The organism is Kitasatospora sp. NPDC056531 (assembly GCF_042794375.1).
Classification (GTDB): domain Bacteria; phylum Actinomycetota; class Actinomycetes; order Streptomycetales; family Streptomycetaceae; genus Kitasatospora.
Map to the genome: position 1 here is coordinate 214,725 of NZ_JBHTTU010000004.1, position 19,002 is coordinate 233,726.

The 19,002-nt window shown below is 73.5% G+C and carries 23 protein-coding genes; 8 read left to right on the forward strand and 15 right to left on the reverse strand.

What is annotated here, in order from left to right; all coding sequences use genetic code 11:
- Positions 1-177 precede the first annotated feature (177 nt).
- Complete coding sequence (locus ACFQ87_RS07220; protein ID WP_380609576.1) at positions 178-1,356, forward strand: PP2C family protein-serine/threonine phosphatase; 1,179 nt, start codon at positions 178-180, stop codon at positions 1,354-1,356.
- Positions 1,357-1,738: 382 nt separating this feature from the next.
- Positions 1,739-3,547 (forward strand): hypothetical protein, encoded by a 1,809-nt coding sequence (locus ACFQ87_RS07225; protein ID WP_380609577.1) that lies wholly within the window; start codon positions 1,739-1,741, stop codon positions 3,545-3,547.
- Positions 3,548-3,612: 65 nt separating this feature from the next.
- Here the strand turns inward: ACFQ87_RS07225 and ACFQ87_RS07230 are convergent, their stop codons facing one another.
- A complete protein-coding gene (locus ACFQ87_RS07230) occupies positions 3,613-4,389 on the reverse strand; it encodes a GNAT family N-acetyltransferase (RefSeq protein ID WP_380609578.1) in 777 nt (258 codons plus the stop codon).
- Positions 4,390-4,393: 4 nt separating this feature from the next.
- The gene (locus tag ACFQ87_RS07235) at positions 4,394-4,828 is read right to left on the reverse strand and encodes a MerR family transcriptional regulator (RefSeq protein ID WP_380609579.1); all 435 of its coding nucleotides are present in this window, start codon (positions 4,826-4,828) and stop codon (positions 4,394-4,396) included.
- A gap of 118 nt (positions 4,829-4,946) precedes the next feature.
- Between ACFQ87_RS07235 and ACFQ87_RS07240 the strand changes: the two genes are divergently transcribed.
- The gene (locus ACFQ87_RS07240) at positions 4,947-5,840 is read left to right on the forward strand and encodes an NAD(P)-dependent oxidoreductase (RefSeq protein WP_380609580.1); all 894 of its coding nucleotides are present in this window, start codon (positions 4,947-4,949) and stop codon (positions 5,838-5,840) included.
- Positions 5,841-5,878: 38 nt separating this feature from the next.
- Here the strand turns inward: ACFQ87_RS07240 and ACFQ87_RS07245 are convergent, their stop codons facing one another.
- Positions 5,879-6,655, reverse strand: a complete 777-nt coding sequence (locus tag ACFQ87_RS07245) for an SDR family NAD(P)-dependent oxidoreductase (protein ID WP_380609581.1) — start codon at positions 6,653-6,655, stop codon at positions 5,879-5,881.
- A gap of 116 nt (positions 6,656-6,771) precedes the next feature.
- Complete coding sequence (locus ACFQ87_RS07250) at positions 6,772-7,701, reverse strand: NADP-dependent oxidoreductase (protein ID WP_380609582.1); 930 nt, start codon at positions 7,699-7,701, stop codon at positions 6,772-6,774.
- Positions 7,702-7,849: 148 nt separating this feature from the next.
- Here ACFQ87_RS07250 and ACFQ87_RS07255 point away from each other — a divergent pair, with 148 nt between their 5' ends.
- The 4 genes from ACFQ87_RS07255 to ACFQ87_RS07270 are packed head-to-tail and all read left to right on the forward strand — an operon-like array spanning position 7,850 to position 10,470.
- Positions 7,850-9,181, forward strand: coding sequence for a LuxR C-terminal-related transcriptional regulator (locus ACFQ87_RS07255; protein ID WP_380609583.1), 1,332 nt, complete (start codon positions 7,850-7,852; stop codon positions 9,179-9,181).
- A 37-nt stretch (positions 9,182-9,218) separates the two neighbouring features.
- Complete coding sequence (locus ACFQ87_RS07260) at positions 9,219-9,437, forward strand: hypothetical protein (protein ID WP_380609584.1); 219 nt, start codon at positions 9,219-9,221, stop codon at positions 9,435-9,437.
- Positions 9,438-9,452: 15 nt separating this feature from the next.
- Positions 9,453-9,884, forward strand: a complete 432-nt coding sequence (locus ACFQ87_RS07265) for a protein phosphatase (protein ID WP_380609585.1) — start codon at positions 9,453-9,455, stop codon at positions 9,882-9,884.
- Between the two features lie 10 nt (positions 9,885-9,894).
- Complete coding sequence (locus ACFQ87_RS07270) at positions 9,895-10,470, forward strand: HEAT repeat domain-containing protein (RefSeq protein ID WP_380609586.1); 576 nt, start codon at positions 9,895-9,897, stop codon at positions 10,468-10,470.
- Here ACFQ87_RS07270 and ACFQ87_RS07275 read toward each other — a convergent pair.
- From ACFQ87_RS07275 to ACFQ87_RS07285, 3 genes are read right to left on the reverse strand one after another with little or no spacing between them, the layout of a single operon-like run.
- Positions 10,436-10,783 (reverse strand): hypothetical protein, encoded by a 348-nt coding sequence (locus ACFQ87_RS07275; protein WP_380609587.1) that lies wholly within the window; start codon positions 10,781-10,783, stop codon positions 10,436-10,438. The genes ACFQ87_RS07270 and ACFQ87_RS07275 overlap by 35 nt on opposite strands.
- A complete protein-coding gene (locus ACFQ87_RS07280) occupies positions 10,740-11,390 on the reverse strand; it encodes a DUF2867 domain-containing protein (RefSeq protein WP_380609588.1) in 651 nt (216 codons plus the stop codon). Before ACFQ87_RS07280 ends, ACFQ87_RS07275 begins: the two co-directional genes overlap by 44 nt.
- A gap of 45 nt (positions 11,391-11,435) precedes the next feature.
- Positions 11,436-12,305, reverse strand: coding sequence for an NmrA/HSCARG family protein (locus ACFQ87_RS07285; RefSeq protein WP_380609589.1), 870 nt, complete (start codon positions 12,303-12,305; stop codon positions 11,436-11,438).
- A gap of 69 nt (positions 12,306-12,374) precedes the next feature.
- Here ACFQ87_RS07285 and ACFQ87_RS07290 point away from each other — a divergent pair, with 69 nt between their 5' ends.
- Complete coding sequence (locus tag ACFQ87_RS07290; RefSeq protein ID WP_380609590.1) at positions 12,375-12,842, forward strand: MarR family winged helix-turn-helix transcriptional regulator; 468 nt, start codon at positions 12,375-12,377, stop codon at positions 12,840-12,842.
- On the opposite strand, the gene ACFQ87_RS07295 is transcribed toward ACFQ87_RS07290, so the two are convergent.
- From ACFQ87_RS07295 to ACFQ87_RS07330, 8 genes are all read right to left on the reverse strand, one after another.
- A complete protein-coding gene (locus ACFQ87_RS07295; protein ID WP_380609688.1) occupies positions 12,839-13,798 on the reverse strand; it encodes an urease accessory protein UreD in 960 nt (319 codons plus the stop codon). The two genes, ACFQ87_RS07290 and ACFQ87_RS07295, sit on opposite strands and share 4 nt — an antisense overlap.
- 5 nt (positions 13,799-13,803) lie before the next feature.
- On the reverse strand, positions 13,804-14,424 hold the full coding sequence (gene ureG, locus ACFQ87_RS07300) for an urease accessory protein UreG (RefSeq protein ID WP_380609591.1): 621 nt from the start codon (positions 14,422-14,424) through the stop codon (positions 13,804-13,806).
- 27 nt (positions 14,425-14,451) lie between these two features.
- Positions 14,452-15,174, reverse strand: coding sequence for an urease accessory protein UreF (locus tag ACFQ87_RS07305; RefSeq protein ID WP_380609592.1), 723 nt, complete (start codon positions 15,172-15,174; stop codon positions 14,452-14,454).
- Positions 15,171-16,895: an urease subunit alpha gene (gene ureC, locus ACFQ87_RS07310; protein ID WP_380609593.1), complete on the reverse strand. Its 1,725-nt coding sequence runs from the start codon at positions 16,893-16,895 to the stop codon at positions 15,171-15,173. The genes ACFQ87_RS07305 and ureC overlap by 4 nt, the downstream gene beginning before the upstream one ends.
- Complete coding sequence (locus ACFQ87_RS07315; RefSeq protein WP_380609594.1) at positions 16,895-17,344, reverse strand: urease subunit beta; 450 nt, start codon at positions 17,342-17,344, stop codon at positions 16,895-16,897. The genes ureC and ACFQ87_RS07315 overlap by 1 nt, the downstream gene beginning before the upstream one ends.
- Positions 17,345-17,367: 23 nt before the next feature.
- Entirely contained in the window at positions 17,368-18,231 is an 864-nt protein-coding gene (locus tag ACFQ87_RS07320; RefSeq protein ID WP_380609595.1) for a cobalamin biosynthesis protein CbiX, read from the reverse strand.
- Between the two features lie 3 nt (positions 18,232-18,234).
- Entirely contained in the window at positions 18,235-18,540 is a 306-nt protein-coding gene (locus ACFQ87_RS07325; protein WP_316524538.1) for an urease subunit gamma, read from the reverse strand.
- An 81-nt stretch (positions 18,541-18,621) separates the two neighbouring features.
- Complete coding sequence (locus tag ACFQ87_RS07330) at positions 18,622-18,912, reverse strand: hypothetical protein (protein WP_380609596.1); 291 nt, start codon at positions 18,910-18,912, stop codon at positions 18,622-18,624.
- Between the last annotated feature and the right edge of the window lie 90 nt (positions 18,913-19,002).

A 19,002-nucleotide genomic window follows, 5' to 3' on the forward strand; every position in this document is an offset into this window, starting at 1 on the left:
TTGGCCCGTTGCGGGGGGGAAGGGGGGCCAGGCCTGGGGAACCACTGGAAACCAGCCTGGGGGGGGCCGGAAACCCCCCCCCCCCCCCCCCCCCGACGGCGCCCGCGGCACCGCTGGACACCACCCCCGACACCCCCCGGAGTGCGTCCCACCGTCCGCACGGTGTACAGAGGAGAGGTGCCCCTCCGGCAGCGTGCCGAACAGCCGCGTCCTCGTGCCCGCCGCCGCGCCTGGCGGCCCGACCGCCGAGTGCTGACGGCGCTGTCGCTCGCGCTGATCATCCTGATCACCGTCGTCGACATCCTCTCCCCGTCGGAGATCCACCTCGGCCCGCTGCTGATCGTCGCCCCCGCCCTCACCGCCTCCTTCGCGGGCGCCCGCGCCACCGCCGGGGTCGCCCTGCTCGCCCTCGGCGCGCTCACCTTCATCGGCACCGTCAGGGACGGCCTGACCAGCGCCAACATCGAGACCCAGCTCGGGGCGCAGGTCGTCGTCTCGGCCCTGATCGTCGGCCTGCGGGTGCTGCGCGACCGGCACGAGCGCGAGCTGGCCCAGGTCCGCTCGGTCTCCGAGGCCGCCCAGCGGGTGCTGCTGCGCCCGTTGCCGGAACGGATCGGGCCGCTGCACCTGGCCTCCGTCTACCTGGCCGCCGAGGCCGAGGCGCAGGTGGGCGGCGACCTGTACGCGGCCGCCCGCACCGCCACCGGCACCCGGCTGCTGGTCGGCGACGTGCGCGGCAAGGGCCTGTCCTCGCTCGGCGACGCCGCCCTGCTGCTCGGCGCCTTCCGCGCCGCCGCCCACCTGCACGCCAACCTGCCGGACCTCGCCGCCTACCTGGACGGCAGCGTCTGCTGGGACCTCGCCCAGTTGGCCGAACAGTCGCAGCAGGCCCGGCTGGCCCGTCCGTCCCTGCGCCCGGGGGTTCACGAGGCCCCCGACGAGGGCGGCGAGTCCTTCATCACCGCCGTCCTGCTCGACATCCCCGACGACGGCTCGCCGGTCCGCCTGATCGACTGCGGCCACCCGCCGCCGCTGCTGCTGCGCCCCGAGGGCATCACCACCATCGTCGCCCGCCACCCGGCGCCTCCGCTCGGCCTCGGCGAGCTCACCCCGGTGGAATACGAGGTGGAGACCTTCCCGTTCCGCCCCGGCGACCGGCTGCTGATCTACACCGACGGCGTGATCGAGGCCCGCGACGCCCAGCGCCGCTTCTACCCGCTCACCGACCGGGTCACCGACTGGCAGGCCGAACGCCCGGCCGCCCTGCTGCAGCGGTTGCGCCGCGACCTGCTCGCCCACGTCGGCGGGCGGCTGGACGACGACGCGGCGATGGTCGTGGTCGAGCGGCTGCCGTAGACGCTGCCGTGGCCGCCCGGGCGGTGACGTGCCGCACCGGGGCGGGATGGTCCTCTCGGGTGAGCCCGGGGAGCGGCTCGCGAGGCGGTTCACACTCGCCCCCCGACCGCCCTTGGTCCGTACCGCCCGACCGTCCGGTCGGTGCCCGGGCCCAGACGGTGATGCCCGGCCCGGGCAGCGAACCTTCCGACAAGTCGGCACCGTATGCCATGACCTTCCCCGCGGACGGCAAACGGGTCGTCAACTTCCGTCTCCGGCCCTTGTTGTCGTGACCTCGCCCTCACTACCGTCATCGGGCCCGCGCCGCCCGACCCCCAGGTGGCCGTGGGCAACTCCCGACGCACTGCCCCAGGTTCACCCCCAGACCGCAGGAGGCATCCCGTTGCGCAATCGCAGACTCGCCCTGCTGCTCGGCCCGGCTCTGCTCGGCCTCTCCCTCCTCTCCCCCTCCTCCTCCGCCGCGACCGGGGGCCCGGCCCTGCCCCAGGGCACCCAGAGCGACTCCGCGTACGCGGCGAGCCAGGCGGCCAACGCCGTCAGCAACGTCGAGGCCACCACCGCCCGGACGAGCTGCTTCCGGCCCGAGGTGCCGTACGCCGCCGACAGCGGCCCCGCCGAGGGCTACAGCGGCATGACGCCCTGCCCCGCGGGCGGCGCGACCACCGGTGAGGACACCGGTGCGGCGGGCCCGTACGCGACCCAGGTCGGCAGCAACCCTGGGTACCCGGCGGCGACGCCGATGCTGGTCAAGGGGCACTCGGAGTCCGACCTGCGGGTCGACCCGACCAACCCGAACCACCTGATCGGCGCCTCCAAGTGGGTGGCCAGCCCGGAGGGCTACAACCACCTGCTCGGTTTCTTCGAGTCCTTCGACGGCGGCCACAGCTGGCCGGTGCAGGGCCACATCCCCGGCTACGAGGGCTGGACCGACAACACAGACCCGGTCGGCGCCTTCGACACCTGGGGCAACTACTACTCGCTGCTGCTGCCGTACCAGTTCGTCTACGACGCCAACGGCTCCCACGACTTCGTCCCGGGCACCGCCCAGGAGGCCAACCCGGCCGTCCCGTCCCAGGTCATCTCGGTGTCGGTGCGCCCGCACGGCGCCACCACCGCCACCCAGTGGCTGACCACCCACGGCGGGCACCCGGACTTCGTCGCGTCCTACGACAGCATCGGCAACGGTCCCGACAAGCAGTGGATCGCCATCGACACCAACCCCGACAGCCCGCACCTGAACCGCATCTACGCGATGTGGGTGGACTTCCACAGCAAGACCGCGGTGCCGTACATCGCGTACGCCGACGCCCGCCCGGACGGCACCCACACCGACTGGTCGACCCCGCGGGTGCTCCCCGAGCCGCCGAGCACCCCGCAGGGCGCCACCTATCTGCTGCCCCACGTCGCCCCGGACGGGACGGTGTACACCACCCTCACCAACTCCGACCCGGCGCACCGGTTCTGCTGCGACGCGATCGTCCTGGACGCCTCGCACGACGGCGGGCAGACCTGGTCCTCGGTGTCCAGCCTGCCGAGCACCATCACGCCGCCGCCCGGCTCGTACGCCAACACCACGTTCCGCGACGGCATCGAGGACACCTTCACCCTGGGCAGCCAGCCGGTGAACGGCCACTACCCGCTGTACGTCGCGTACGAGGACTACGCCACCGGCGTGGTCAACGTCCTGCTCACCGCCTCCTACGACGGCGGCGCGAGCTGGAGCGACCCGGTCCGGGTCAACGACAACGCCGCCCCGGTGGACGAGTTCCAGCCCAACCTGACCACCGGCCCCGACGGCACGGTGAGCGTCGCCTTCTACGACCGGCGCCTCGCCTGCCCCGCCGCGGGCACCGCCGAGGCTCAGGCCGCCGGGCTCGCCCTGGACACCGCCAACCCCAAGCACCCCGGCGCACCCTACGGCGCCGCCGACTACTGCGTGGACACCAGCGTCCAGTTCTACGACCCGACGCTGGACCCGCTGGGCCACAACCTCCGGCTCAGCGCCCACTCCTTCGACCCGCAGCTCGACGCCCCGGTCGAGGGTTCCAACACCTTCATCGGCGACTACTTCGGCAACACCATCGGTGGCACGACGGACTACACGACCTCGGTGACCACCTACGACGACGGCACCAACCCGGCCCACCTGCAACAGCAGCAGGTCACGGCGGTGGCGGTCCCGCGCCACTGACCCGGCCCACCTGAACGGCCTGGCCCCCGGCGTCCGCCGCACCGGGGGCCAGGCCTCGCCCGTCCCTAGGGCTGGTACACGTACGGCGTGGTGGTGCTCAGCCGCGCGAAGCCGAGACGCTCCAGGATGGGGCGGCTCTGGTCGCTCGCGTCGACCTGGAGGTACTCGTAGCCGAGGTCGGCGGCGAGGCGGGCGCGGTGGGCCACCAGGGCGCGGTAGATGCCCCGGCCGCGCCAGCCGGGCACCGTACCGCCGCCCCACAGGCCCGCGAAGCCGGTGCCCGGGGTCAGCTCCATCCGGGCCTCGCTCACCGGCCGGTCGCCGGCCATCGCGAGGACCATCAGGACCGTCTCCGAGTTGTGCCGCAGGCAGTCGAGCAGCCGCTCCCGCAGGCCGGGCAAGTCGGTGCCGAAGGCCTGCTCGTGGGCCGCCACCATGAGTTCCACCCCGGCCGGGTCGGTCACCGCCTCCAACCGGACGCCCTCGGGCAGCACCGGCCCGGTCGGCAGGTCCGCGATCCGGGCGATCATCAGCGCCTCGTCGGGCTCGGCCGTGAACCCGGCCGCCAACAGCCGCTGCCCGAGGTCGGCGGGGCGGTCGTGGGCGTAGGTCTTCCACTCGAACTCCCGCCCCAGTGCGCTGAAGTAGCGCACCTGGGCGGCGATCGCCGCGTCCGCCCCGGCCTCGTCCAGGCCGGACCAGACGACGCCGTTCCAGCCGTGCTCCCCGCCCACCTGGCGCACCACGGCGCCGTCGTGCTCGACGCTGACCCCGGGGCCGTCGGGCCGCGCGTTGCGCCGGATCCGCTCGTCGAACAGGGCGAGTACGTGATCATGATCCATCCGATCACTCCAGCACGGCCGGCCGGTGCGCGCCACCGGTTTTCCGTCCCGTCGTGTCGGCCCTCGGCCTGCGGATCAGCTCGCTCGGCGCCTCCGCACCCATGATGGCGTCCAACAGCGCCCGAGCGGCCGCGAGTTCGTCCAGCTGCCGGGTGATCCGGGCTCGCTCCCTGGCCAGACCGTTCAGCAGCTCCGGGCAGGTCGGACCGGGGCGGCGGCGCCCCGGCAACGGCAGGCCCGGGAGGATCTCGGCGATCACGGCGCTGTTGAGGCCGGCCGCGAGCAGGGTGCGGATGCCGTGGACGGTGTCCACGTCCCGCTCGCCGTACTCGCGGTAGCCGCTCGGACGGCGCTCGGGGGTGAGCAGCCCCTGCTCCTCGTAGTAGCGCAGGGCGCGCGGGGTGGCCCCCGTCCGCCGGGCGAGCTCTCCGATCCGCATCGCGACACCTCCGGTGGTCGTTCCCCTGGCGGTTCCCCTGGGCGTGCTCGTCGCCGTACTCGCCGCCGTACTCGTCGGCTTGACTCTGCCGTCGGCGTGAAGGTCTAGCGTAACCGCCATGCCGAACGAACGATCTTCCTCAATCACCCATTCCCGCACCGCAGTTGCCGTCCTCGGCCTGGGCCCGATGGGCCGGGCGCTGACCGCGGCGCTGCTGGCCGTCGGCCATCCCGTCACCGTCTGGAACCGCACTCCGGGCCGGGACACCGAACTGCTCGCCCTCGGCGCGCGACCGGCCGCGAGCGCCGCCGGGGCCGTGGCGGACGCCCCGCTCGTCCTGCTCTGCGTCCGCGACCAATCGGCCGCCCGGACCGCACTGGACGCCGCCGGGCAGGCGCTGCGCGGCCGGACCGTCGTCAACGCCACCTCGATCGCACCGGAGGACGCCCGGGCCAACGCCACCGACGCCGAGGCCCGGGGCTTCCGGCTCCTCGACGCCGCGATCCTCACCCCCACCCCGACCATCGGCCGCCCGGAGGGCACCGTCCTGCTCAGCGGCGACCCGGAGGCCTTCACCGCGCACGAGGCGACGCTCCGGGCCCTCGGCACCGTACGCCACGTGGGCGCGGACCCGGGGCGGGCGGCAGCCTTCGACGCGGCCCTGCTGGACCTGTTCTGGACCACCGTGCACGGCTACCTCCACGCCCTGGCGCTGGCCCGCGCCGAGGGCATCAGCGGCGCTGAACTCGCCCCGTACGCCCAGGGGTTGCCACGCATGCTGCCACCGCTGATGGAGGACTTCGCCCAGCGCGCGGACGACCGCCGCCACTCGGGCGACCGCAGCAGCGTGGCCTCCGCCGCGGCCGGGCTGGAGCACGTCGCCCACACCGCCCGCAGCCGCGGCCTGGACACCTCCGTCCTGGACGCCGCGCTCGCGGTCACCCGGCGGGCGGTGGCAGCGGGGCACGGCGCGGACGGGGTGTCGGCCCTGGTCGAGCTGTTCGGCCGCTAACTGTCAGACGCGGCATCGCCGTTCACTCTCCAGGTGCCCTACTGCGCCAGGTACCCTCCGTCGACCGGCAGCACCGCCCCGGTGATGAAGGAGGCGTCGTCCGAGGCGAGGAAGAGGACGGCGGCCGCGACCTCGGCCGGGTCGCCGAGCCGCCCCATCGGGTGCAGCTTCTCGATCGCCTCCAGGTACTCGGGCCCGCCGGGCTCGTCCCGCAGCCGGGCCACCCGCTCGGTGGAGATGGTGCCGGGGGCGACGGCGTTGACCCTGATCCCGCGGTCGGCCCACTCGACGGCGAGGTGCTTGGTCAGCCCCGAGGCGACGAACTTGGCGGGCCCGTACACCGCCTGGCCGCGCTGGCCGGCCTCGCCGGAGATCGAGGACAGGCACACGATCGAGCCGCCGGGCCGCTCCTGCGCGGTCATCGCCTGGATCGCGTACTTGCAGGTGAGGAACATGCCCCGGCCGTCGACGGCCATCACCTGGTCCCAGTCCTCGGCGGTGGCCTCGGTGATCTCCATCAGCGGGATCACCCCGGCGTTGGCCACCAGCACGTCCAGCCGCCCGTACCGCTCGACGGCCGCGTCGACCATCCGCCGGGCGTCCTCGTCCCGGGACACGTCGCCCACCACCGTGCTGACGGCGCCCGGCAGTTGCTCTGCCAGCCGGCGCAGCCCCTCGGCGTCCACATCGGTGACGACCACCGACGCGCCCTCCCGGACGAACCGCTCGGCCACGGCCCTGCCGATGCCGCTGGCCGCCCCGGTCACCACGCACGAGCGCCCGGCCAACCGCCCCGCCGCGTTCAGAGTCACCATGGGCGGGACTCTACCGACCGCAGCGGGGGAAATCGGGGTTCCGCGGCGATCCCGCGTCCGGTGCGTCAGCGGCGCGGCAGGGGACGGTACGGGCACGGTACGGGCGTGCGGACGCGTCAGACCGTGAGGACGATCTTGCCGCGCAGGTGCCCGCGCTCGCTGACCCGCTGCGCCTCGGCCGCCTCCGCCAGCGGGAACACCCGGTGCAGCGGCAGCCGCAGGGTGCCCGCCTCGTGCAGGGCGAGCGCGGCGGCGTAGGCGCGCCGGTGGTAGGACTCGACGCCCTCGGCGCCGCCGGAGAACCGGATGCCGTGTTCCTGCGCGCCCGGGATGTCGGCGATCGTCAGCACCCGGTCCGCACTGCCCGTCAGCTCGACCGACAGCGGCAGCACCCCGCCCCGCCCGGCCGCGTCCAGCGCCCGGTCCACCCCGCCCGGGGCGGCCGCCCGCACCCGGTCGGCCAGGCCCTCGCCGTACGTCACCGGGATCGCGCCCAGCTCGCGCAGATGGGCGTGGTTGGCCTCGCTCGCGGTGCCGACCACGGTGATCCCGCGCTCCCGGGCGAACTGCAGCAGCAGAGTGCCGACCCCGCCGGCCGCGCCGTGCACCAGCAGTGTCTGGCCGGCCCGCACGCCGAGCAGGCCGAGGACGCGCTCGGAGGTCTCGGCGGCCACCGGGATCGCGGCGGCCTCCTCCCAGCTGAGCGTGGCGGGCTTGGCCGCCAGCTGGTCCGCGGCCACCAGCGCGTGATCGGCGTAGCCGCCGCCCATCAGGGCGCCGAACACCTCGTCGCCGGGCGCGAAGCCGGTCACGTCCGCGCCGACCTCCTCCACCACGCCGGACACCTCGTAGCCGGGCACGGCGGGGAATACGGCCGGGAAGAGCGCGTGCAGCTCGCCGCTGCGCACCTTGTGGTCCAGCGGGTTGACGCCCACCGCGCGGACCGCGACCCGCACCTGGCCGGGGCCGGCGGCGGGCAGTTCGATGTCGATCGGGCGCAGCACGTCCGCGCCGCCGTACTGCGGGAAGGCAATCGCCTTGGTCATGGAATGTCCTCGGGGTTTCCGGGAGTTGTTGCTTCCGACGACTCCATCCTGCGGCGCCGTCGACGGGCGCCCGGCCCGCCGTTCGGACAGTTCGACCTGGCCGAACGGACGGGCGGCCGACCGAAGCTCCCGGATTAGGGTGGACGGCATGGACGAGACGTGGCAGGAACACTGGGGCCGCCCCGAGGACGCGCTGGCACGGGCCGTCGAGGTACTGCGCACGCCCCGGCCGAACATGCTGACGCGCCTGTCGGAGGTGATCGGCACGCTCGTCCCGCACGTGGGGATCGCGCACCTCAGCGGCATCTGCACCTTCTCCCCCACGCACGCCCACGGCCCGGCCGAGCTGACCGAGAGCGTCAGCGGCCTGGAACTCTCCCGACTGGCCGACCGCGCGGCCGAAACGACCGCTGCCGGCCGGCCCTGGCAGGGCGAGGCCGAACTCGCGGGCCGTACCCGGCCGGTGGTGGTGGTCTCGGCGGCGCCGGGCGACGGCAAGGGAGCGGTCCTGGTGCTCGTCCGGACGAACACCGAACCGGTGGCCCCGGGCGCGCTCGCCGTCCTCCAGCAGCTGTGCGACCTGGTGATCACCCACTCCGACCACCGCGCCACCGACGCCGACCCCAGCCATGCGGCGGTCTCCCGCGCCGCCGCCAACGCCCGCGCCCGGGCCATCGCCGAGTTCACCGGCACCCACAGCGCCGCGCTGAGCGCGATCCTGGCGCCGCTGCGCTCGGCCGACCTGGACGACGCGGCCGCCCGCCGCGCCGCCACCGAGCTGGCCGTCACCGCCCTGCTCGACCTGCGCCGGGGCGCCGACCTGGACCGCACGCTCAGCGAGGAGCCCGCCGACGCCGCCTTCGCCCGGCTCGCCCGCGAGCTGCGCCCGCTGCTGCGGCACACCCGGGTCCGGCTGGACCTCGCACCGCCGGCGGACGCCACCCGGTCCGTCCCGGCGGACACCGCGCACACCGCGCGCGACGCCGTCCGGGTCGCCGTCATGCTGATGCTGGAACAGGACAAACCGACCCGACTGCACCTGAGTTGGCAGTTCACGGCGGACGGCGTGCTGCGCGCGGTGGTGCGCGACGACGGCCTCGGCCTACTCGCCGCCGACGCCCTGACCGTCCACCGCACCGCCGACCGGATCGCCGCCCTCGGCGGCCACCACACCGTCGAGGCCGTCCCCGGCTGGGGCACCACCGTCACCGTCGACCTGCCGCTCGCCCTGCCCTCGCCCACGGTGGCCACCGACCCGCTGGACGGGCTCCAGCCGCGCGAGCTGGAGGTCCTCGACCAGCTGGCCCAGGGCCGCCGCAACCGGGACATCGCCGCCGCACTGCACATCAGCGAGTCCACGGTGAAGTTCCATGTGGCCAACATCCTGGCCAAGTTGGGCGTCGCCTCCCGCGGCGAGGCGGCCGCCCTCGCCCACCGGGCCGGGATGCCGGGGACACCGAGGCTGCACGTGGCATCCTGAACCGGTTCCGCCGCCGATTCCGATGACAGGAGTCCCCATGACCCCACCCCGGACGATCCTCATCACCGGCGCCACCGACGGCCTCGACCGCGCCCTCGCCCACCGCCTCGCCACCGACCCCGCCCTCACCGCCGTCACCGGCCGCTACTACGACCGGCTGCGCGAAGCCCGGGCGAACCGCCAGGCCTACGACCTGCGGGCCCGGGCGGAGCTGTGGGAGCGCAGCCTCAAGCTCATCGACCACGCCGACATCTGAGATCCGAGAGCCGACATGACCGACACCTGGGCCCCCGACACCCCTGGCGTGCTCCGACTGCCCTCCGGCCGTCTGCTGCGCGGCCGCGGCGTCCGCAACCCGCTGCCGCCCGGGCCCCGACCCGACTTCGGCATCTACCTGTTGGGGCGGCAGCCGAAGCCCCTGCCCTGGGAGAGCCGCTGGGTCCGCTGGCCCGACTTCCGGCTGCCCGCCGACCGCGCCGACGCGGCCGACGCCTTCCGTGAGGCCTGGGCACGTTCCGCCGTCGACCGGGTCGAACTCGCCTGTGCCGGCGGCCGCGGCCGCACCGGCACCGCGCTCGCCTGCATCGCGATCCTCGACGGCGTCCCGGCGCCCGAGGCGGTCGCCTACGTCCGGGAGCACTACAGCCCGCACGCCGTGGAGACGCCCTGGCAACGCAAGTTCGTCGAGCGCTGGAGCGGCTGACCTGCAGCACATGGGCGGGGGTCCGATCGGGGTCTGCGAATTGGCGCGCCGGTGGCCCGACGACCCGTCCGTCCTGCCCCTGCTCCACGATCGCGCCGCGCACGACCGCAGCCCCGAAACCCGCCGGCGCGCACTCGAAGGGCTCGCCGCCCTGGACGCCGACGGTCCCGAGACCGTCGCGCCGCTCACCCGCACAGCGACAGACTCCGGCAACTCCGAGATGAGATCGAAGGCTGTCAATCTCCTGGCCGAGCGGCGGAGTTCACATCAGGCGACGATTCACGTCCTCCTCGACCGACTGGTCCAGGCGCCCGACGACATGCTGCGCCTCGCAGCTCTCGGCCACTACGCGGTGATCGCCCCGGAAGCCGCCGAGACCGTGATCCGCGCGCGGGCAACCGGCGACCCCAGTACGGCGGTACGGCGCCGGGCGCTGACCATGCTCGCCTGGCAGTGGCCCGGCCGTCCCGAGACTGCTGCGACCCTGGAAGGCGTGGCCGCCCAGGACCCGGACCGGTACGTCCGCGAAGCCGACGCCCACCTCACCTCCGTCACTCCCGGACGAGCGAATCCCCCGTCATCGTGAAGCGCAGCTCCGCCCCCGTCTCCTCCGGCCGCCACCCGGCGGCCAGGCCCGCCCGGACGAGGCCGGCGGTGAGCGCCGGGGTGACGGGCTCCAGCTGGAACACCTCGGCGATCCGCTCGGGCGGGGCCGTCAGCAGCACCCCGTAGTGCAGCCAGGGGTCGTCGAAGCGCCGGGTGACGGCCAGTACCCGGCCACCACGGCCGGGCTGGTCGAGCCAGACGCGCACGACTACGTGTTCGCCGTCGCGGGCGCGGACCGTCCAGCGGTAGTCACGGCCGTCGACGTGGATGCTGCGCGGTGTCCTCTGTGCCACCCCGCGACGATACGTCCCCGGCCCCGGGGACCAGCCGGGCGCGGTCCCGCCAGGCCCGTTCGAACTGGCGGGTCATGCCCGGGTAGACGACGTAGTGGCGGAACGGTGCGATGAGGTCCATGTAGCGGCGGCCGAGCCAGCCGTTGGGCTTGACCAGGACGGCCATCCGCAGCTCGTGGCCGCCGCCGGCGACGGGCACCCAGCCGAGGTGCATCAGGCCGTGGACGGTGCGGTTGGCGATCTCGGCGACGTACTCGTCGTTGGTGAGGTACACCGGGGTGAGTGGCGAGCCGACGGGGTCGACGGTGTCGCGGAGGTCCTGCGGGAGGCGGTCGCGCAGGGACGGGACGCGGCTGCCGAGGCCGGCGGCGGGGTCGTCCCAGCCGAGGAGGGCGCCGAGTTTCCAGCGGACGGCGAAGAGGACGCGGGCCGGGAGGCCCTGGGCGGAGGGTCCGCGGTCGGCGCGGATGGCGGCGAGCGCCGTCGGGAAGTCGTCCGGGCCGGCGCCCGGGGTGCGGTAGGACCAGACGTCCTCGATCCGGAAGTCCCCGGCGAACTCGTGGATCCGCCAGGGCTGTCGGGCGTGTGCTGCGCGTGGAAGCCGCATGGTGGCCACCCCCTTCACCTGACGAGGCTAGACCTCCTTATCCGTTCACAGCTCCCAGGGCTGCTCGGCCGCCCATTCCTCCACCGTCTGCCAGTGGATTCCCGGGTGGGCGGCGTGCAGGGCGGCGGTGTCGACGTCGAGGCCGGGCTCCTGGAAGTAGCGGAACATCGCGGCCAGGTCCTCGGAGTAGGTCTCGACGACGGCGAGCGGCACCTCCTCGCAGCGGATCGGGCGGCCGCTCGCGGCGGCGATGGCGGCGGCGATCTGCTCGCCGGTGCACCACTGGGAGGCGATGTCGATGCGGCGGCCGGTGTAGGCCTCGGGGTGGGTGAGGACGTGGGCGGCGAAGGCACCGATGGTCTCGGCGGCGATCACCGGGAGGGGGACTCCGGGCGGCATCGGGAGGTGGTAGACGCCCTCGCGGAGGGACTGGAGGCTCCAGTCGTTGGCGTAGTTGTCGAGGAAGGCCGCCGGGCCGATGACGGTCCAGGACAGGTCCAGGCCGGCGAGGTGCTGTTCGATGCGCTGCTTGGTGTCGAAGTGCGGGATGCCGGTGGAGCGGTCGGCGTTGGTGGCGGAGGTGAAGACCACGTGCCCCACGCCGGCGGCGGCCGCCGCGTCGAGCAGGGCGATGCCCTGGCGGACCTCGGTGTCGAGGTCCGTCCCGAACGGGGTGGACATCGCGAACAGCGCGCCCGTGCCGTCCAGGGCGGCGGCCAGCGAGGCCGGGTCGTCGAAGTCGGCGCGCACCAAGTCGGCGCCGAGGCCGGAGAGTTCACGGGCGGCCGGGGAGTCGACGGCACGGGTCAGCGCCCGGACGGGACGACCCGCGCGCAGCAGTGCGCGGGCCGTGGCTCCACCCTGGGCGCCGGTGGCACCCGTGACGGCGACAGGAAGCTCAGTTATCTGCGTCATGCAGATAAAAATAGAGAAAGACACCTGCGTCGCGCAACTATTTATCGGGAGCCCGGCTACCCTTCCCCCATGACCACCCGCGACGAACTGATGGCGCAGCTGTGGCCGGTCTCGCGCCGCTACCTGGCCTCCTACGTGCTGTTCAACCAGGCCGTCGCCGACCATCTCGGCATGCACCCGACCGACGTCCAGTGCCTGAACCTGCTCACCCTGGAGGACGGCCCGGTCACCACCGGACGGATCGCCGAGCTGACCGGCCTCACCAGCGGCTCGGCGACCCGGCTGGTCGACCGACTGGAGAAGGCCGGCCTGGTGGCCCGGCAGCGGGACGAGGCGGACCGCCGCCGGGTGCTGGTGGCCGTCCTCCCCGAGGCGCTGGAGCGCTTCGGGGAGGTGTGGCGCGCCCTCAGCACCGACTGGGTGGCGATCTTCGCCGAGGACAGCGAGGACGAACTCGCTTTCCTGCTCAAGCACATGAACCGCACGGTGGACCTCAGCCACCGGCAGATCGCCCGCCTCGCCGAGCAGGACCTCTAGGTCTTCCGCAGTTCCGGCGCCGGAACCCCGATCAGCAGCCGCCGCACCGCGTCCCACGCCGTCCGCAGCGCGGCCGCGCAGGCCCGGGAGTCCGAGCCGAGCAACCGCAGCCAGGCGCCGCCGTCCTGCGGCAGCAGGCTGACCCCGTACAGCAGGCCGCGGCCGGCCAGCGCCTCGTGCAGCACGTCCGCGATCCGCGCCGCCGGGGCGAGCGGGCTGAGCACGTACAGGCTGGACATCACGTCGTGCCCGCCGAGCACGGCCGGACCGGCGACGCCGCCGCCCGCCGGCTCCAGCCGCACCGTGTCCAGGGCCACCAACTCCCCGTCCGGGCGCCGCACTTCGAGGTCCGAGGCGAACACCTGGTAGGCGTTCCGCTCGCCCCGGGCGAGCCGGCCGGTGAGCAGGGTCTCCCCGGCGACCACGGTCGCACCGGCGTCCACGGTCAGCACCGTGCGCTGGTAGAAGCGCGAGTCGACGAAGGGGATCACCGGTTCGGGCAGGTACTCGACGTAGGAGCCCGGCCCGGCCGAGAGGTTGAGGAGCTGGGTCGCGTAGTCGTGCTCCATCCGGTAGACCTTGGTGGCCGCCTGGGTGGTCAGGTGGACCGCCGTGTCGGCGCCGCAGCGGATGTCCGTGCGCAGCCGGTCGGCCTGCAGGATGCCGCCGCCGGTGGACATCAGGAAGGTGACGGCGAGGTCCGGGCGGGCCGGGTCGAAGTAGAGCGGGCGCATGATCTGCAGCGGCGACTTCTGGTAGTGGCCGGTGAGCTCGGTGCGCCCGCCGATCCGCTCGAAGGCCAGCTCCAGCAGCCCGACCTTGCCGGGGCGTCCGACCGCGAGGGTGTCGGGCGTCCCGGCGTGCCGGCGGACCTCGTACGGCACGCGGGCCGGCTCGTAGTGGCGGGGGTCGAGCCGGGGCACCGACCCCGGCGGGGGCGCCGACCCCTCCGCCAGGACCGTCACGCCGGGACCTTCCGGAAGGTCCCCAGGAAGCTCGCGATCTCCTCCAGCCCCTCCCCCGTCAGGCAGTTGGTGAGCACCACCGGCCCGCCCTCCCGGACCCGCCGGGCGTCGGACTCCATGATGCCGAGGTCGGCGCGGACGTACTGGGCGATGTCGATCTTGTTGATGACCAGCAGCTCCGATTCGGTGATGCCCGGGCCGCGCTTGCGGGGCATCTTCTCGCCCTCGGCGGTGTCCAGGACGAACAGGAAGAGGTCGACCAGCACCGGGCTGAAGGTCAGGGTCAGGTTGTCGCCGCCGGACTCGTACAGCAGGGTGTCGACGTCCGGGAAGCGCTCCAGCATCTCGGCCCCGGCCGCCAGGTTCATCGTCGGGTCGTCCCGCACGGCGGTGTGCGGGCAGGCGCCGGTCTCCACGCCGACCACCCGCTCCGGGTCGAGCACCCCGGCGAGGGTGCGGCGCACGTGCTGGGCGTCCTCCTGGGTGTAGATGTCGTTGGTGATGACAGCCGGGCGGTGGCCGCGCGCGATCAGCACCGGGACGAGCGCCTCGATCAGCGCCGTCTTGCCGGAGCCGACCGGGCCGCCGATGCCCACCCGGAGCACGTTCTCGGTCAAGGGGATCTCCTCCACTCGTAGGTGTCTTCAGCTCGCGAACAGCCGGGCCTCGGCCCGCTCGTGGCGTCCGGACATCGCGTCCGCGACCGGTACGCAGCCGCCCAGGTCCGCCGACTCCCGCACCAGGGCGGCCGCCACCACCTCCCGGATCACCGGCGCCGCCGCCCGCAGCACCACCTGCGCCCTGCGGTGGTCGGTCAGCCGCAGCCGCAGCGCGGCGCCTACGAAGCTGGCGCAGAAGGCGAACAGGTCGCCGGCGACGGCCTGTTCGACGGGGACGGCGGCCGAGGCGTAGGCGACCCCGGCCGCCACCGCCTGGCAGCCGGGGGCTTGCTTGGCGGCCACCAGTTCGGCGTACCGCTCCAGCGGCTCGCCGCCCACCGACTCCCGGGCGATGTCCAGGAGTTGGCGCCCGGTGCGGGTGGCGGCAAGCCGCAGCTCGCGGTTGAGCTTGGTGGCGTGCAGCCGCTGGTCGGTCTCGGCCAGCAGCTCCCAGTCCCCGGCCGAGGCGGCCCGGTGGGCCAGCGCCAGCGCCGTGGCGTCGGACGGTCCGACGCCGTGCCGCAGCAGGTCGGCCAGCAGCTCGGGCATGGTGTCCGGGGTGACGGCCTTGGCCTGGGCGTAGCCCTCCAGACCGTGCGAGAGGGTGTAGAAGCCGCTGGGGAACGCGGAGTCGGTCAGCTGGAGGCTGACCAGCAGGGCGTCCAGGCCGTTACCCGAGGCCGTTGCCGAGGCAGAGGCGGCGCTCATGCGAGGTAGAACAGGTGGTTGAGCGGCAGCTCGCGGGCGGGCTCGATGGTGGCCGGTTCGCCGTCCAGGGTGACCTTGTACGTCTCCGGGTCGACCGCGATCTTCGGCAACGCGTCGTTGCGCACCATGTGCTGCTTGCCCACCGAGCGGCACCGCCGCACCGGCAACACCCGGCTGTCCAGCCCGAGTCGGGCCGGAACGCCGAGGTCAACGGCGGCCTGGGACATGAACGAGACCCGGGTGGCCTGCTTGGCCCGCCCGTACGCGCCGAACATCGGGCGGTAGTAGACCGGCTGCGGGGTGGGCAGCGAGGCGTTCGGGTCGCCCATCAGGGCCCAGTTGATCACGCCGCCCTTGATGACCATCTTGGGTTTGGCGGCGAAGGAGTTGATCGGCCAGAGCACGATGTCGGCCAGCTTGCCGGGCTCCAGCGAGCCGATGTGGTCGGCGGTGCCGGAGGCGACGGCCGGGTTGATGGTGAGCTTGGCGAGGTAGCGCAGGACGCGGAAGTTGTCGTTGCGCTCGGTGTCGCCGGCCAGCTTGCCGCGCTGCTCCTTGCAGTGGTGGGCGGTCTGGAAGGCGCGGGTGAAGGACTCCCCGATCCGGCCCATGGCCTGCGAGTCGGAGGAGAAGATCGAGATCACGCCCTCGTCGTGCAGCACGGTCTCGGCGGCGATGGTCTCGGCGCGCACCCGGGAGTCGGCGAAGGAGACGTCCTCGGGGATGTCGTGGCTGAGGTGGTGGCAGACCATCACCATGTCCAGCAGCTCGTCCACCGAGTTGACGGTGTAGGGCAGCGTCGGGTTGGTGGAGGACGGCAGCACGTTGGGCTCGCCGGCGATCCGCATGATGTCGGGGGCGTGGCCGCCGCCCGCGCCCTCGGTGTGGAAGGTGTGGATGGTGCGGCCGTCGATCGCGGAGAGGGTGTCCTCGAAGTAGCCGGACTCGTTCAGGGTGTCGGTGTGGATGGCCACCTGCACGTCGTACTCGTCGGCGACGCCCAGCGCGCTGTCGATCGCGGCCGGGGTGCTGCCCCAGTCCTCGTGCACCTTGAGGCCGCACACGCCCGCCTCGACCTGTTCGCGCAACGCGCCCGGCAGCGAGCCGTTGCCCTTGCCGAGCAGGCCGACGTTGACCGGGAGGTCCTCGACCGCCTGGTACATCCGCCCGATGTTCCACGGGCCGGGGGTGCAGGTGGTGCCGTTGGTGCCGTCGGACGGGCCGGTGCCGCCGCCGATCAGGGTGGTGATGCCGTTGCTCAGCGCCTCCTGGACCTGCTGCGGGGCGATGAAGTGGATGTGGGTGTCGATGCCGCCCGCGGTGGCGATCAGGTGCTCGCCGGAGATCACCTCGGTGCCGGGGCCGATCACCAGCCGGGGGTGCACCCCGCTCTGGGTGTGCGGGTTCCCGGCCTTGCCGACGGCTGCGATGAAGCCGTCCTTGACGCCGATGTCGCCCTTGACCACGCCGAGCACCGGATCCATGACGATCACGTTGGTGATGACCAGGTCGAGCGCGCCCTGCACGGAGGTGGCGGCCGGGTCCTGGGCCATGCCGTCGCGGATGCCCTTGCCGCCGCCGTAGACGGCCTCGTCGCCGTAGTGGCCCTGGTTGTGGTCCTGCTCGATCTCGACCACCAGGTTGGTGTCGGCGAGGTGGAAGCGGTCGCCGACGGTGGGGCCGAAGAGGTCGGTGTACTGCTTGCGGGACAGGATGGCCATCAGCGGTCGCCTTCCTTGCGGTTCTCGCGGCTCTCGACGTGGAAGTCCGCGCGGGGGTCGTCTTCCTTGAGGTCGAGGTTGGTGCCCTTGAAGCCGAGGGCGATCGCCCGGTCGATGGCGCGGGCGCGCGTGGCGGGCGCGGTGGTGCCGCCGTCCACGAGGTTGCTGAAGCCGACCAGGCGGCGGTGGCCGCCGAACTCGGCGAGCGTGACGTCCTTGGTGTCGCCGGGCTCGAAGCGGACGGCGGTGCCCGCCGGGATGTCGAGGTGCTTGCCGAAGGCCGCGTTGCGGTCGAAGTCGAGGGCGCGGTTGGCCTCGAAGAAGTGGTAGTGGGAACCGACCTGGATCGCCCGGTCGCCCGTGTTGCTGACCGTGATGACGGCCTTGGCGCGGCCGGCGTTGATCTCCACCGGATCGTCGCCGTACAGGTACTTGGCGCCACCAGACATGGCTGACCTACCTCTCTGCCGGTTCAGTGGGGGGTGTGCGCGGGGGTGTGTGCCCGGGCGTGGGGGTGTTGGTGCGTGTGGAGGTGGCCGTGGTGGTGGCCGTGGGAGTGCGCCTCGCCGGGCCCGTGGCTGTGCGCGTAGCCGTGCCCGTGCTCGGCGTCGAGGCCGGCCGCGATGCCGTCCTCGCCGTGGCCGAGCAGGTGCAGCGCCGCCGACGTCCGGGCCACGACCACCCCGGCGATCGCGGACGGCCGCAGCAGCGGCCCGCCGTCCCGTACGCCGGACAGGGCGGTGCGCAGCGCCGGACCGAAGGAGGCCGGGACGGCCGTCACCTCCGCCGCCCCGAGCAGGCGGCAGCGCTCGGCGCCCTCGGCGGGGTCCGGATCGCCGCCCGCGAGGGCCACCTCGACCCAGCGGTGGCGCCCGTACTGGCGGACCAGGCGGGCGATCCGGAACAGTTCGGCGTCCTCGAAGGGGCCGGCCGCCGGGGCGGTGACCAGTACGGCGCCCTCGCCGCCGACTCCGGCCGCGGCGCGCAGCCAGCCGATCAGGTGCTCGGCGGCGCCGAAGGGGGCGGTGAGCGCGAGCCGTCCCCGGCCCTGGTCGGCCGCCAGCCAGCGCAGGGCGCGGGCGGTGTCGGCGACCAGCCCGGGGTCGCGTCCGAGCGTCATCGGCACGACGCACACCGGTCCGGCGGTGGCCGCCAGCGCCGACCGTACGGCCTCGACGAGTGGTCGGCCCGCGGCGGCGACGGCGTGCACCGCGGGCCCGGTCGGCGTGGATCGGTGCTCCACCAGGGCGGCCAGGTCGCGGCCGCCGTCGCTCTCGTGGCCGCCGGCCAGCACGACGGTGGCGGGCCCGATCCCGGGGGCCTGTCGTGCGGTCATGGCTCAGGCACCCACCGGGTCGTGGCAGGAGACCAGCTTGGTGCCGTCCAGGAACGCCGCCTCGACCTGGAGCAGCGGCAGCATCTCGCGCACTCCGGGCATGACGTCCGCACCGCTGACGACCTGCTTGCCGATCTCCATGCACTCGGCGACGGTGCGGCCGTCCCGGGCGCCCTCCATGATCGCCTCGCTGATCAGGGCGCAGGCCTCGCTGTAGTTGAGCTTGACGCCGCGGTCGCGGCGTTTACGGGCCAGATCGGCCACGACGTAGATGTAGAGCTTGTCCATCTCACGCGGGGAGAGATTCACGGGAATCACTCGTCCTTTCCGAGAATCCGATGAAATGCAAGGGAGTTGGACAGTGGAGAATCGGGCTCGGCGCCGCCGCGCTCAGACCCGACGCAGCCGGGGAATCGCCGGTACCGCTGCCAGGAACAGCATGGTGGTCAGGACGAACGGCCAGGTGAAGGCGTGGCCGCCGAAGGGCGCGGACATCGCGCCGCGCGCCGGGGTCACTGCGGCGGCGAAGAGGAGTCCGCACACGGCGGACGGCATGAGATCGACCTGGGCGACACCACGCAGGACTTCGACGACTAACTTGACGGATATCGGACGGGCAACCTCGGCGGCACCCTCGAAGGTTTCACCGAAGACACCTTCCCCATCCTTTTGTTGAGCCATGCAGCGCACCAATTCCCGGTACGGCCGAGGGGGCTCGGGAGATTGCTCGGGAGCCCGTTCGGCGATTCATTGGGAACCGTACTCCCGCGG

Coding starts and splice junctions, on each gene's coding strand:
- ACFQ87_RS07315 (WP_380609594.1), bottom strand. CDS start 17,344: ATGTCTGGTGGCGCCAAGTACCTGTACGGCGACGATCCGGTGGAGATC.
- ACFQ87_RS07250 (WP_380609582.1), bottom strand. CDS start 7,701: ATGACCAAGGCGATTGCCTTCCCGCAGTACGGCGGCGCGGACGTGCTG.
- ACFQ87_RS07270 (WP_380609586.1), top strand. CDS start 9,895: ATGGGCGGGGGTCCGATCGGGGTCTGCGAATTGGCGCGCCGGTGGCCC.
- ACFQ87_RS07330 (WP_380609596.1), bottom strand. CDS start 18,912: ATGGCTCAACAAAAGGATGGGGAAGGTGTCTTCGGTGAAACCTTCGAG.
- ACFQ87_RS07280 (WP_380609588.1), bottom strand. CDS start 11,390: ATGCGGCTTCCACGCGCAGCACACGCCCGACAGCCCTGGCGGATCCAC.
- ACFQ87_RS07240 (WP_380609580.1), top strand. CDS start 4,947: ATGCCGAACGAACGATCTTCCTCAATCACCCATTCCCGCACCGCAGTT.
- ACFQ87_RS07290 (WP_380609590.1), top strand. CDS start 12,375: ATGACCACCCGCGACGAACTGATGGCGCAGCTGTGGCCGGTCTCGCGC.
- ACFQ87_RS07320 (WP_380609595.1), bottom strand. CDS start 18,231: ATGACCGCACGACAGGCCCCCGGGATCGGGCCCGCCACCGTCGTGCTG.
- ACFQ87_RS07230 (WP_380609578.1), bottom strand. CDS start 4,389: ATGGATCATGATCACGTACTCGCCCTGTTCGACGAGCGGATCCGGCGC.
- ACFQ87_RS07235 (WP_380609579.1), bottom strand. CDS start 4,828: ATGCGGATCGGAGAGCTCGCCCGGCGGACGGGGGCCACCCCGCGCGCC.
- ACFQ87_RS07305 (WP_380609592.1), bottom strand. CDS start 15,174: ATGAGCGCCGCCTCTGCCTCGGCAACGGCCTCGGGTAACGGCCTGGAC.
- ureC (WP_380609593.1), bottom strand. CDS start 16,895: ATGGCCATCCTGTCCCGCAAGCAGTACACCGACCTCTTCGGCCCCACC.
- ACFQ87_RS07245 (WP_380609581.1), bottom strand. CDS start 6,655: ATGGTGACTCTGAACGCGGCGGGGCGGTTGGCCGGGCGCTCGTGCGTG.
- ACFQ87_RS07285 (WP_380609589.1), bottom strand. CDS start 12,305: ATGACGCAGATAACTGAGCTTCCTGTCGCCGTCACGGGTGCCACCGGC.
- ACFQ87_RS07255 (WP_380609583.1), top strand. CDS start 7,850: ATGGACGAGACGTGGCAGGAACACTGGGGCCGCCCCGAGGACGCGCTG.
- ACFQ87_RS07265 (WP_380609585.1), top strand. CDS start 9,453: ATGACCGACACCTGGGCCCCCGACACCCCTGGCGTGCTCCGACTGCCC.
- ACFQ87_RS07260 (WP_380609584.1), top strand. CDS start 9,219: ATGACCCCACCCCGGACGATCCTCATCACCGGCGCCACCGACGGCCTC.